This window comes from Nonomuraea sp. ZG12 (genome assembly GCF_052068115.1).
Lineage (GTDB): Bacteria > Actinomycetota > Actinomycetes > Streptosporangiales > Streptosporangiaceae > Nonomuraea.
In genome coordinates, this window is sequence record NZ_JBQHCW010000015.1 from 153824 (window position 1) to 165354 (window position 11531).

The 11531-nt window shown below is 71.6% G+C and carries 11 protein-coding genes; 7 read left to right on the forward strand and 4 right to left on the reverse strand.

The window, feature by feature from the left end:
* The first annotated feature begins 70 nt into the window (after positions 1-70).
* From ACTMTF_RS32530 to ACTMTF_RS32555, 6 genes are all read left to right on the forward strand, one after another.
* Positions 71-1195: a PP2C family protein-serine/threonine phosphatase gene (locus ACTMTF_RS32530; RefSeq protein WP_441114113.1), complete on the forward strand. Its 1125-nt coding sequence runs from the start codon at positions 71-73 to the stop codon at positions 1193-1195.
* 81 nt (positions 1196-1276) lie between these two features.
* A complete protein-coding gene (locus ACTMTF_RS32535) occupies positions 1277-1852 on the forward strand; it encodes a TetR/AcrR family transcriptional regulator (RefSeq protein ID WP_441114114.1) in 576 nt (191 codons plus the stop codon).
* Positions 1849-2151: an FAD-dependent oxidoreductase gene (locus ACTMTF_RS32540; protein ID WP_441114115.1), complete on the forward strand. Its 303-nt coding sequence runs from the start codon at positions 1849-1851 to the stop codon at positions 2149-2151. The genes ACTMTF_RS32535 and ACTMTF_RS32540 overlap by 4 nt, the downstream gene beginning before the upstream one ends.
* Before the next feature lie 24 nt (positions 2152-2175).
* Positions 2176-2994: an alpha/beta fold hydrolase gene (locus ACTMTF_RS32545; protein ID WP_441114116.1), complete on the forward strand. Its 819-nt coding sequence runs from the start codon at positions 2176-2178 to the stop codon at positions 2992-2994.
* Positions 2991-4220, forward strand: a complete 1230-nt coding sequence (locus ACTMTF_RS32550; RefSeq protein ID WP_441114117.1) for a SpoIIE family protein phosphatase — start codon at positions 2991-2993, stop codon at positions 4218-4220. The genes ACTMTF_RS32545 and ACTMTF_RS32550 overlap by 4 nt, the downstream gene beginning before the upstream one ends.
* A gap of 47 nt (positions 4221-4267) precedes the next feature.
* Positions 4268-6010: an acyltransferase gene (locus ACTMTF_RS32555; protein WP_441114118.1), complete on the forward strand. Its 1743-nt coding sequence runs from the start codon at positions 4268-4270 to the stop codon at positions 6008-6010.
* On the opposite strand, the gene ACTMTF_RS32560 is transcribed toward ACTMTF_RS32555, so the two are convergent.
* Both ACTMTF_RS32560 and ACTMTF_RS32565 read right to left on the reverse strand, forming a co-directional pair.
* Positions 5994-6305: a MerR family transcriptional regulator gene (locus ACTMTF_RS32560; protein WP_397014754.1), complete on the reverse strand. Its 312-nt coding sequence runs from the start codon at positions 6303-6305 to the stop codon at positions 5994-5996. The genes ACTMTF_RS32555 and ACTMTF_RS32560 overlap by 17 nt on opposite strands.
* 56 nt (positions 6306-6361) lie before the next feature.
* Positions 6362-6820, reverse strand: a complete 459-nt coding sequence (locus tag ACTMTF_RS32565; protein WP_441114119.1) for an Hsp20/alpha crystallin family protein — start codon at positions 6818-6820, stop codon at positions 6362-6364.
* Positions 6821-7007: 187 nt separating this feature from the next.
* On the opposite strand from ACTMTF_RS32565, the gene ACTMTF_RS32570 reads away from it, so the two are divergent.
* Positions 7008-9119 carry an alpha-glucuronidase gene (locus tag ACTMTF_RS32570; RefSeq protein ID WP_441114120.1) on the forward strand — a complete coding sequence of 704 codons (2112 nt, stop codon included), beginning with the start codon at positions 7008-7010 and terminating at the stop codon, positions 9117-9119.
* A 38-nt stretch (positions 9120-9157) separates the two neighbouring features.
* On the opposite strand, the gene ACTMTF_RS32575 is transcribed toward ACTMTF_RS32570, so the two are convergent.
* Positions 9158-9850 carry a hypothetical protein gene (locus ACTMTF_RS32575; protein WP_441114121.1) on the reverse strand — a complete coding sequence of 231 codons (693 nt, stop codon included), beginning with the start codon at positions 9848-9850 and terminating at the stop codon, positions 9158-9160.
* A 25-nt stretch (positions 9851-9875) separates the two neighbouring features.
* Positions 9876-11513 (reverse strand): ABC transporter substrate-binding protein, encoded by a 1638-nt coding sequence (locus ACTMTF_RS32580; RefSeq protein ID WP_441114122.1) that lies wholly within the window; start codon positions 11511-11513, stop codon positions 9876-9878.
* Between the last annotated feature and the right edge of the window lie 18 nt (positions 11514-11531).

Here is an 11531-nt window from a genome sequence, read left to right on the forward strand (position 1 = left end):
TCAGCCCCGTCGAGGGGCGACCACGGCCGGGGCGCGTCATGGTTGAATCTTGCGAAGCGTTGATGTTTCCATGGCTCGTGAGTTCCTGGTCGTGTGGGGGGATAGTGCTGCAAGCGCGGGAGAAGGCGACGCGGGCCGCCTGCGGACGCGTCCGGTGACGTCGCGGGGGGCGCTGCGGTGGCTGCCGTTCGTCGTGCTGTTCGCGGTGGCCGTGATCGACTTACTCGCCGGGCCGTCGCTCGGCTTCCTGCCGCTCCTCACGCTCGGCCCGACGTTCGCGTCGGTGTCCGGCGGCGTCCGGCGGACCGCGATGGTGGGGCTGGTGGCGATCGTCATCTGCGTTCCCCTGGCCTACTACAACGGCCTGCTGCTGAAGCGGCAGAACACCATCACCATCGTCACGATCGTCGGCGTGACCGCCGCGAGCATGCTGGCCGCCCATCTGCGGCTCAAGCGTGAGCGGGAGCTGGCCAACGTCCGGCTCGTCGCGGAGGCGGCCCAGCGCGTCCTGCTGCGCCCGGTTCCCCGGCGGGCCGCCGACCTGCGGGTGGCGCTGTCCTACACCTCCGCCGCCGCCGAGGCGCGGATCGGCGGCGACCTCTACGAGGTCGTCACCACACCGCACGGGGTACGGCTGCTCATCGGGGACGTGCAGGGCAAGGGGCTGGAGGCGGTGGAGACGGCGGCCTGGGTGCTCGGCGCCTTCCGCGAGGCCGCCTACGACGAGGCGGAGCTGTCGGAGGTGGGCGAGCGGCTGGAGGCGAGCCTCGCGCGGCATCTGAGCGGCGAGATGTTCGTCACCGCGATCCTGGCCGAGGTGCACCGGTCGGAGATCTCGCTGTTCAACTGCGGTCATCCGGCGCCGCTGCTGATCAGCTCCGACGGGCGGATCACGCCGCTGGACCCCCCGCACGAGGGGCTGCCGCTCGGACTCGGCTCGCTGGCCGCCGACCGGCCGAAGGCGCACCGGGTGATGTTCGAGAACGGGGACCAGATCCTGCTGTTCACCGACGGGGTCATCGAGGCGCGGAACACCGCCGGCGAGTTCTACCCCCTGACCGAGCGGGCCGGGCTGCTGATGGGCGGCGACCCGCAGGCGGCGCTGGACTCCCTGCGGGGCGACCTGGTCCGGCACGTCGGCGGGCCGTTGCTCGACGACGCGGCGATGCTCCTGCTCCGCCGCATCCCCGCCTGAGCCCCCGGCCAGGGTGACCGGGGCCACCGCATGCCGTACTGTTTGGACAGTTGCCCAAGTCGTTCGTCCAAAGGAGGCGGCATGGCATCTGTTTCCGCCCAGCGTGGCCGGACCACCCGGCAGCGGCTGCTCGACGCGGCCGTTCCACTGATCAACGAAGTCGGCTGGGGCGGCGTGAGCACGCGCCTGGTGGCCGAGCGGGCCGGGGTCGCGCCGGGCGTGGTGCACTACCACTTCTCGTCGGTGACCGGCCTGCTCATCGAGGCCGGGATCGGCTTCACCAGCGTGATGTTCGAGGAGTTCCTGAAGGAGCTGTCGAGCCGGCCCACGATCGGCGAGGGAGTCGACTGGATGCTCGGCGAGCTGTCCCGCTCCAGCGGCACCGACCCGGCCTCGCTGCTCATCGTGGAGATGTACCTGGCCTCCACCAGGCAGCCGGAGCTGCGGGCCCGGCTCAACGAGCTGCTCGCCCGCTTCCGCGCCGAGATGGCGTCCTGGCTGCGCGAGCGGGGCCATCCGGGTGACGCCATGGCGGAGGCGACCGTGCTCGCCGCGGCGGTGGACGGCATCATGCTGCACCACGCCCTCGACCCCGGCCTCGACCTCGCCACGCTGGCCGGGCCGCTGCGCGCGCTGTTCGTCCGGGCGGACGCATGAGGGCGCTCATCTGCGGCTCGGGGATCTCGGGGCTGACGCTCGCCTGGCATCTGGAGCGCGCCGGTTGGGAGGTGGAGCTGGTCGAGCGCGCGCCCGCATTCCGCGAGAGCGGCTACCTGATCGACTTCTTCGGCCCCGGCCACCAGGTCGCCGAGCGGATGGGCTTGCTCCCCCGGCTGCTCGACGTCCGCTATCCGGTCAGCGCGTTCGACTACGTCGACGGCGCCGGCCGGACCACGAGCCGGCTGACGATGCCCGCGACAGGGCCTGAGCCGGTACGCCGGTCGCGAACCCGCTGAGACCCGAATGACACAATGTCCGGTATGGGAATATCCGGTACGGAGGTGCGCATCCGGAACAACGTCGTGGTCACCGGGCGGCCCGGCGCGCCGGTGGTGATGCTGGCCCACGGGTTCGGCTGCGACCAGAACCTCTGGCGGCTGGTGGCGCCCGCGCTGGGCGAGGAGTTCGAGGTCGTCCTGTTCGACTACGTCGGCTCCGGGCGTTCGGACGTGTCGGCGTGGCGGGAGGAGCGCTACGCGTCGCTGGACGGCTACGCCGACGACGTGCTGGACATCTGCCGCGAGCTGGACCTGCGGGACGTGGTGTTCGTCGGCCACTCGGTCAGCGCCATGGTCGGCGTGCTGGCGGCGGCGCGCGAGCCCGGCCGGTTCGGCAAGCTGGTGCTGCTCGTCCCCTCGCCCCGCTACATCGACGAGGGCGACTACCGGGGCGGCTTCAGCGCCGCCGACATCCACGAGTTGCTCGACTCCCTGGAGTCCAACTATCTGGGCTGGTCCGCCACCATGGCGCCGATCATCATGGGCAACCCGGACCGGCCCGAGCTGGGCGAGGAGCTGACCAACAGCTTCTGCCGCACCGACCCGGCGATCGCCCGGGTGTTCGCCCGCACCACGTTCCTGTCCGACAACCGCGAGGATCTCGCGTCGGTACGGCTGCCGACGCTGATCCTGGAGTGCAAGCAGGACGCGATCGCGCCGCCCGAGGTGGGCGCGTACGTGCACGCCGCGATCCCCGGCAGCCGGATCGTCACCCTGGACGCGGTCGGCCACTGCCCGCAGCTGAGCGCTCCCGAGATCACCGCCGCGGCCATCGCCTCCTTCGCCCGCGACCGGCGATGAACGACCGGCCCGACCCCGGCGCCGAGCCCGAGCCCGGGCAGGACGGCCTGCTGGAGGACAGCGCCGAGGACCTGTACGAGAACGCCCCCTGCGGCTATCTGTCCACACTCCTGGACGGCACGATCGTCAAGATCAACAAGACGCTGCTGAACTGGCTCGGCCACACCCGCGACGAGGTCGTCGGCCGGATGCGCCTGCCCGACCTGCTCACCGTGGGCGGCAAGCTCTACCACGAGACCCACATCGCGCCGCTGCTGCGCATGCAGGGCGAGATCAGCGGGATCGCGCTCGAGGTGCGGACCGCCAACGGCACCCGGCTGCCCGTGCTGGTCACCTCCGTGGTGAAGACCGCGGGCGACGGCCGCCAGCTGATCATCCGCACCACGGTCTTCGACGCCCGTGACCGCCGGGCGTACGAGAGTGAGCTGCTGCGCGCCCGCCACGAGGCGGAGGAGGCGTGGCGGATCGCCGAGCGCGACCGCGAACGGCTGAAGAGCGTGCTCGGCACGCTGCAGCGCAGCCTGCTTCCGCCCTCCCTGCCCGAGGTCCCCGGCCTGGAGGCCGTCGCCGCCTACCACGCGGCCTCTCAGGACAACCTGAGCGGCGACTTCTACGACCTGTTCCCGCTGGGCGGCGGGCGCTGGTGCTTCTTCCTCGGCGACGTGTGCGGCAAGGGGCCGGAGGCCGCGGCGGTGACCTCGCTGACCCGTTCGACGCTGCGCGCCGCCGCCCTGCACGACCCGGAGCCGATCAGCATGCTCGGCACGCTCCACACCGCCCTGCAGGAACGTTACACCGGTGACAGCTCGCGCTACTGCACGGTCGTCGTCGGCATCCTCGCCGCCGATCGTGACGGCTTCTCCGTCACCCTGGCCAGCGGCGGACATCCCCCGGCGCTGCTGCTGCGCGCCGGCGGCCGGGCCGGCTACCTGCCCACCACCGGCGGCATGCCCGTCGGGCTGCTGCCGTCGCCGTCGTTCGTGGTCGTCGAGGCCCGGCTGGGGCCCGGCGACACCCTCCTGCTCTACACCGACGGGATCACCGAGGCCCGTACCTACACCGGCGACGGGCGCTACGGCGACGAGGCGCTGCTGGCCTTCGCCGAGCGGGTGGCCCCCGCCTCGGCCGCCGCCACGATCGAGGCCGCCACCCGCCTGATCGAGAGCTTCGGCGCGGGCCTCGACGACGACACCGCCCTGCTGGCGCTCGGCGTCCCACCCGCCTGAGCCCGTTCCCATGAGGCCCCCCGGCCTCGCCGTCCTGAGGAGTGCGTATGACCACGGCATCCGGCGCCGACGTGGAACCGTCGAGCCACGACCCCAACATGCTGGACTACAACGCCTGGCTGTTCTGGCGGGAGGCGACCGAGGAGCGGCGCGAGGCCCAGCTCGACCGGCAGGCAGCCCTCGCCGAGCTGCCGGGCGGCTCGATCGGCGCGCGGGTCTTCATCTCCGAGCTGGCCATGGTGCAGCCGACCAGCCTGCGGATGGGCGACGACTCCTACATCGCGGCGCACGCCTACGTCACGGGCGACTTCCACGCGGGCGACGACTGCAGCGTGAACGCCTTCGCCGTGGTGCGCGGCTCGGTGACCATGGGGAACGGCGTCCGCGTCGGGGCGCACACGTCGATTCTCGGCTTCAACCATTCGATGGAGCCGGACCGGCCCGTCCACCGCCAGCCGCTCACCGAGCGCGGCATCACCATCGGCGACGACGTCTGGATCGGCTCGAACGTGGTGATCGTGGACGGCGTCACGGTGGGCTCCCACGCGGTGATCGGCGCGGGATCGGTGGTGACCAGGGATGTGCCCGCCTGGGCGGTGGTGGCCGGCAACCCGGCCCGCTTCGTCCGCGACCGCCGCCACGCCTCCCGCCGGGCGGGCGCCGCGCACGCGCTGGCCGGGCTGGCGGCCAGGGCCAGGGAGCAGGCGGCCGCGATCATCGAACGGAGCTGGGAGCCGGACGCGACCGCCGCCGACGGGACGCGCACCGGCCGGTACGTGAACGCCCCCGGCGATCCCGCCACCCTGCGGGCGCACGCCGACGCCGTGGAGCTGTCGTACCTGCTGTCGGACGCTCCCCCGGGACAGCTGCCGAAGGCCGGGCACGTGCGCAGGCTCCGGCAGAACCAGGATCCGGTGACCGGCCTGACCCCGCCGCTGGACGCCTCCGGCTCGCACGGCCCGCCACCCGCCGGGTTCGAGGACGGGACGGCGCACTATCACGTGCTCAGCCTCGGCTATGCCCTCGACCTGCTCGGCTCCCGCTTTCAGCATCCCGTCGGCGCGGTCGGGCGGATGTCGCCGGCCGAGCTCACCGCCGTGCTCGACGGGCTGCCGTGGCGGGGCGGCGGCTGGGCGGCGGGGGCGGCCGTGGACACCCTGGGCACCGCCCTGATGTGGAACCTCCGTCACTTCCCCGCCCCCGGCTCGCGCACCGCCCTCGACGCCCTCTTCGGCCGGCTGCTCGCGCGCTGCCACCGGGACAGCGGCCTGTGGTCCCCGTCGCGCGCCGCCGACGGGCTGCTACAGGCGGTCAACGGCTACTACCGGGCGGTACGGGGCTCGTTCGCGCAGTTCGGGCTGCCGGTGCCGTATCCGGAGCGGGTCATCGACACGGTGCTGGCGCACGCCGCCGACGAGCGGCACTTCGGGCCCGGCCGCACCACCGCGTGCAACGTCCTGGACGTGGCGCACCCGCTCTGGCTGGCCCGGCAACAGAGCGCGCACCGGGCGAAGGAGGTGACCGCCTGGGCTTCGGGGCAGGTGGAGGCGATCATCGAGCAGTGGGTCGACGGTCAGGGATTCCCGTTCGCGCATCCGCCGCTGAGCGGTCCCCGGCATCGCGACCACCGGCCGGGTCTGCAAGGCACCGAGATGTGGCTGGCGACCCTGTGGTACATCGCCGACCTGCTCGGCGTCGCCGAATCGCTCGGCTACCGGCCGCGCGGCGTCCACCGGCCCGAACCCGCGCTCGACGGGAACGACGAGCCGGCGGTCACTCCTGGCCGGTGAGCCGGGCCCGGACCTCCTTGAGCTCGGCGCGGAGCACACGGAGCTCACTCTCGAGCTCGAGAATGCGGCGGATGGCGACGAGCGTCATGCCCTCGTCCGCCATCCGCGTGACGTGCCGGACGGCCAGGACGTCCTGGCGCGAGTAGCGGCGCTGGCCGCCGGCCGACCGGCTGGGGCTGATGACGTCGTGCTGGTCCAGGCGCCGCAGGAAGGCCTGCCGCACCTGAAGCATCTCGGCCACCTGCCCCAGGGAGTAGAGCGGCGCGCGCTCGTCGTCGAAGGGCAGCTCGGACATCGTGACCTCCTCAGGTCCGGGGGCGGGAACCGGGGCGCCCGCCCCCGGAGCCCGGGTCAGGCCTTGATGGCCTTGCTACTGGTGGTGCCGACGTCGCCGGCGGTGCCGGCGCGCTGGATCTCGACCTTGCGCGGCTTGGCGCGCTCCGTGACGGGAATCCGCACGGTCAGCACGCCGTCGGCGTAGCCCGCGTCGATCCTGTCGCTGTCGAGGTGCTCCGACAGGTAGACGCGCCTGGTGAAGGTGCCCATCGGGCGCTCGCGGACGAACAGCCGCTCGTCCTCGCCGATCTCCTCCTCGCGCGTGGCGCTGACGCTGAGGACGCCGCGGTCGACCGTCACCTCGACGGAGGCGGGGTTCACACCCGGAAGGTCGAAACGCAGGACCACGTCGTCGTCGCGGCGCAGCCCGTCCATCGGCATGACGGCCGCGGCGGTGTCGAAGGACTGACGGGCCAGCTGGCTGAACTGGCGCTCGAACTCCTGCAGGAACGGGTCGATCGACGTGAGAAGCATGGTTCGTACCCCCTAGCTGAGCTTCTCTGGTGAGAGCTAACCTCTAACTTCATTTGTAGGTTAGCTCTCAGCCGGTGTCAAGAGAGGGGAGTGAGTGAAATTTTCGGCGGGCTGCCGACAGCTATCGGAGCGGTATCTGTTAGGTTCACGCCGAGCCTGACGCCGCGCGCCGGACCGGAGGACCCCCATGATCGTTCCAGAACCGACCAGCGCGCACGCGGCCTGGCTGCCCGCCGAGGCGTTCCGGCCGATCGGCGCCCGGCGCACCCTCGTGCTCGGCGACGGCCTCCTCGTCGAGACCGCCCGCGACGAGGTCGCTCACGCCTGCGCGCGTTTCGGCGGCAGCCTCCTGCGGCGGGCCGACGACCGGGCGAGCGGACAGGCGGGCGACCGGGCGAGCGCCAGCGGGGGCGGACAGGCGGGCGGACAGGCGGGCGGTCAGGCCGATCTCGTGCTCGCGCTCGCCACCGAGGCGCACCTGCCGGCCGCCGCCCAGGCCGTACGGGAGGAGTCCGGGCAGGACGTGGGGCCGATCGGGGCCGAGGGGTTCCTGCTCGCCCGGCGGGGCGAGGTCACGGTGGTGCTCGCCGGTGGGCCCGCCGGGCTGCTGTACGGGCTCTTCCACGTGGTCCGGCTGGGCGAGGCGGCGTTCGGCGGCCCCCGGCCCGCCGAACGGCACCGGCCCGCGCTGCGGCGGCGCATGCTCGACCACTGGGACAACATCGACACGCACCCGGTCATGGGCCAGGTCGAGCGCGGATACGCGGGCGGGTCCGTCTTCTGGCAGGACGGCGGCCCGCGCGGCGACCTGACCCGGGTCCGCGCCTACGCCCGGCTGCTGGCCGCCGCCGGGGTGAACGCGATCACCGTGAACAACGTCAACGTGCACGCCACCGAGGCGCACCTGCTGACCGACCGGCTCGGCGACGTCGCCGCGATCGCCGACGAGCTGCGTCCGTACGGGATCCGTACCCATCTGTCGGTGAACTTCGCCGCGCCCATCGTGCTCGGCGCGCTGGCCTGCGCCGACCCGCTCGACGAGGACGTGCGCGCCTGGTGGGCCGCGGCCACCGCGCGGGTGTACGACGCGATCCCGGACTTCGGCGGTTACGTGGTCAAGGCGGACTCCGAGGGGCAACCAGGGCCGTTCGCGTACGGGCGTAGCCACGCGGAGGGGGCCAACCTGCTGGCCGACGCGCTGGCCCCGTTCGGCGGGGTGGTGCACTGGCGCGCCTTCGTCTACGACCATCGGCAGGACTGGCGCGACCGCTCCACCGATCGGGCGCGCGCCGCCTACGACCACTTCGCCCCGCTGGACGGGCAGTTCAGGGCGAACGCGATCCTGCAGGTCAAGCACGGGCCGATGGACTTCCAGGTGCGCGAGCCGGTGTCGCCGGTGATCGCCGCCATGCCGCGCACCCGCGTGGCGGTGGAGCTGCAGGTGACGCAGGAGTACACCGGCCAGCAGCGGCACGTGTGCTACCTGCCCCCGATGTGGCGCGAGGTGCTCGACTTCGAGCCGCGCGGGCCCGAGGGCCCGGCCGTGGCCGGGCTGGCGGACGAGCTGGTCGCCGTCTCCAACGTGGGCGACGACTTCTACTGGACCGGCCACCCGCTCGCGCAGGCCAACCTGTACGCCTTCGGCCGGCTGGCCTGGGATCCCCGGCTCGACCCGGCCGCCCTGCTCGACGAGTGGATCGACCTCACCTTCACGCCCGCGGCGGCCGGCGATCCGGAGCGGCTGCGCGGCACGCTGCACGCCATGATGGACGGCTCCTGGCTCACCTACGAGCGGTACACCGCGCCGCTGGGCGTCGGGTTCATGGTCCGCCCCGGGCACCACTACGGCCCCGACGTGGACGGCTACGAGTACACGCCCTGGGGCACGTACCACTTCGCCGACCGCCACGGCGTCGGCGTGGACCGGACGCGCGCCACCGGCACCGGCTTCACCGGCCAGTACCCGGAGCCGTGGTCACGGGTGTACGAGTCGGCCGAGGAGTGCCCGGACGAGCTGCTGCTGTTCTTCCACCACGTCCCGTACGGGCACGTGCTGCGCGGCGGCACGAGCGTCATCCAGCACATCTACGACACCCACTTCGCCGGCGCCGACCAGGCGGCCGAGACGCGGCTGCTATGGCAGAAGCTCACCGATCTGGTGGACCCGGAGCTGCACGCCCGGGTCGCGGACCTGCTGGACGAGCAGCTCCGCTCCGCCGAGGAGTGGCGCGACCAGATCAACACCTACTTCTCGCGCAAGTCAGGGGTGCCCGACGCGCACGGCCGGCGTATCTACTGAGGCACGTATCCACTGCGGCACCGCTGTCCCCTGCGGCTCTACTGCGGCGCCACGAACCGCTCCTTGATCTCGGCGATCATCGGGCGGCTGTTGCGCAGCAGCCCTGCCGCGAACGCGAACGCGACCAGCGCCAGCGCCGCCTCGGTGGCCACCAGCGTGACGCCCCCCGCCACGATCACCAGGCACCCGTTGCCCAGCGTGGCCATGGGAAAGCGGGCCAGCGAGTACGCGGCCAGCCGGGCGACGTCCACCGCCCGGAACCGGAACAGCGACGCGATCACCACCGCGTTGGCGACCCAGAGGAGGGCCACCACCGCGACGGCGACCAGCAACCCCGCCCACCAGCCGGGCACCCCGGCGGCGGACAGGTTCGCGAGGTTGATCCCGACGACGGTCAGCCCGGCCAGCCACGGCACCCAGATCATCAGCACGTCGCGGACGTTGGCCCGGTAGCCACGCCAGAACGCGGCCGCCGGTGACAGGTCCGCCAGGTCCAGGCGGCGGTGGTGCAGCGCGTACAGCGCGGCCGACAACGCCGGGCCGACCGGCAGCGCGCAGACCGCGGCCAGCGGCAGGTTGCCGGCGTCGCGCTCCAGCAGGACGAGCGCCACCAGGCCGGGCACGGCGGTGACCAGGAACAGCAGCTCGACGACCAGCAGCGTGTAGATCAGGGCGGCGGCGCGCGACAGCGGGCCTTCGGTGAACCGCCGCCCGGCGGTCATGTCGCTCATCAGCGGACTCCCAGCCGCGGACCGGTCAGCCGTGCTCCTTCTTGAACCGCTCGTACGCGCCGTTGACCAGGTTCAGGTAGGAGGCGCTGTTCTTGCTCTCCAGTTCCTTGACGTAGGCGTCCCACTCGCTCAGGTCGCGCTCGCCGAGGATGAACTTGAGCGTGTTCTGCGTGACGTGGTCCTTCAGGGGCGTCTCCCACAGCGACGACTGCTCGCGCTCGGCGTCCGTGAAGGGGTGCGCCGGCTCCACCGGCCAGGGCTTCCTGGCGTTCATCACGTTCTGGAACTCCAGCTCCTCCTCGGAGAAGGTGGACTGCAGCAGCTTGGTGGTGCCGCCGTAGGCGAACACGCCGTTGGAGAAGCCGAAGTCCTTCTGCAGGTGCTTGGGCGCCCCGGCGTTGAGCCCGAGGAAGTCGATGTCGTCGGCCAGCTTGTAGGCGCCGGAGGAGTCCTTGGTGAACGTCGTGCCCTCGACACCCCACTTGGCGAACTCCTGGCCCTGATCGGAGTACCACAGCCAGTCGATGAACTGCATCATGGCGACGAAGTTCTCGTTCTCCAGCGCCTTCTTGGAGATCATGACGCCGTTCTCCAGCCTGGTGCCGATCTTGAAGTCGCCGACCGGGCCCATGGGCACCGGGATTTTGACGATCTTCGCGCCTTCGACGGTCTTGGTCAGCGTCGTCCGGTAGTCGTTGATGATCGCCTGCGCGTTGGCGCTGATGACGAAGGACTTGCCGGAGTTGAACTTCTGCTTGGCCTGCTCGTCCTGCTGCGTGAAGCTCTCCGGGTCGAGCAGCTCCTCCTTCACCAGCTTCTGCAGATACTCGATCATCTGCTTGTACTGCGGCATGGCGCCGGTGTAGGCGAACTTGCCGGTGGCCGCGTCCCAGGTCGCGTGCTGATACTCCCAGCCGCCCTTGGTGCCGTAGGCCTGGGCGACGATCTTCAGCAGGTTGCCGCCCGGGGTGGGGACGCCCCATCGGTCGGTCATCGGGTAGCGGTCGGGATACTCCGCCTTCATCGCCTTGAGCACGGTGTAGAGCTCGTCCCAGGTGGTCGGGACCTCCAGGCCGAGCTTCTCCAGGATGTCGGTCCTGATGGCCAGGGAGTAGTCGACCCAGGCGTTCTCGTGGAGGCCGGGCAGCAGGTAGAAGCGGCCGTCGGCCTGCCGGAGCGTGTTCAGCTCCGGCTCCATCCCCCACTTGGCGATCTTGTCCTTGAAGTTCGGCATCAGGTCGAGGTAGTCGCTGACCGGCAGGATGGCGCCGGAGGACACGAACGCCTCCTCCTGCGGGTGGTACGTCTTCGGGATGATGAGCGGGGCCTGACCGGACCCCACCAGCAGGCCGCGCTTCTTCTCGTAGTCGCTGAGCGGCACCGTCACCGGCTTGATCGTCACGTTGGTCCGCTTGGTGAGTTCCTGCCAGAACAGCCAGTCGTCCTTGTGCGGGTAGAACGAGTGGTTGTTGTAGAGCGCGTCGAACGAGACCGGCGCGGTGGCCTTGAACTGCTGGTTGACACCGTAGTCGGCCATCGCGCCCGCCTTGTTCGCGGACACGTCGGCGGCCTTCTTCGGGGCCTCGTCGCCACCGCAGCCGGCGAGCACGAAGGTGAACGCGCCGAGTCCGATGATCGCCTGACGCCGTGAGAGTTCACGCATGGGGGGATTCCTTTGCCG

Excerpts from the sequence above, each read along its gene's own strand:
- ACTMTF_RS32530 (WP_441114113.1), top strand. The coding sequence starts at position 71 with ATGGCTCGTGAGTTCCTGGTCGTGTGGGGGGATAGTGCTGCAAGCGCG.
- ACTMTF_RS32535 (WP_441114114.1), top strand. The coding sequence starts at position 1,277 with ATGGCATCTGTTTCCGCCCAGCGTGGCCGGACCACCCGGCAGCGGCTG.
- ACTMTF_RS32540 (WP_441114115.1), top strand. The coding sequence starts at position 1,849 with ATGAGGGCGCTCATCTGCGGCTCGGGGATCTCGGGGCTGACGCTCGCC.
- ACTMTF_RS32545 (WP_441114116.1), top strand. The coding sequence starts at position 2,176 with ATGGGAATATCCGGTACGGAGGTGCGCATCCGGAACAACGTCGTGGTC.
- ACTMTF_RS32550 (WP_441114117.1), top strand. The coding sequence starts at position 2,991 with ATGAACGACCGGCCCGACCCCGGCGCCGAGCCCGAGCCCGGGCAGGAC.
- ACTMTF_RS32555 (WP_441114118.1), top strand. The coding sequence starts at position 4,268 with ATGACCACGGCATCCGGCGCCGACGTGGAACCGTCGAGCCACGACCCC.
- ACTMTF_RS32560 (WP_397014754.1), bottom strand. The coding sequence starts at position 6,305 with ATGTCCGAGCTGCCCTTCGACGACGAGCGCGCGCCGCTCTACTCCCTG.
- ACTMTF_RS32565 (WP_441114119.1), bottom strand. The coding sequence starts at position 6,820 with ATGCTTCTCACGTCGATCGACCCGTTCCTGCAGGAGTTCGAGCGCCAG.
- ACTMTF_RS32570 (WP_441114120.1), top strand. The coding sequence starts at position 7,008 with ATGATCGTTCCAGAACCGACCAGCGCGCACGCGGCCTGGCTGCCCGCC.
- ACTMTF_RS32575 (WP_441114121.1), bottom strand. The coding sequence starts at position 9,850 with ATGAGCGACATGACCGCCGGGCGGCGGTTCACCGAAGGCCCGCTGTCG.
- ACTMTF_RS32580 (WP_441114122.1), bottom strand. The coding sequence starts at position 11,513 with ATGCGTGAACTCTCACGGCGTCAGGCGATCATCGGACTCGGCGCGTTC.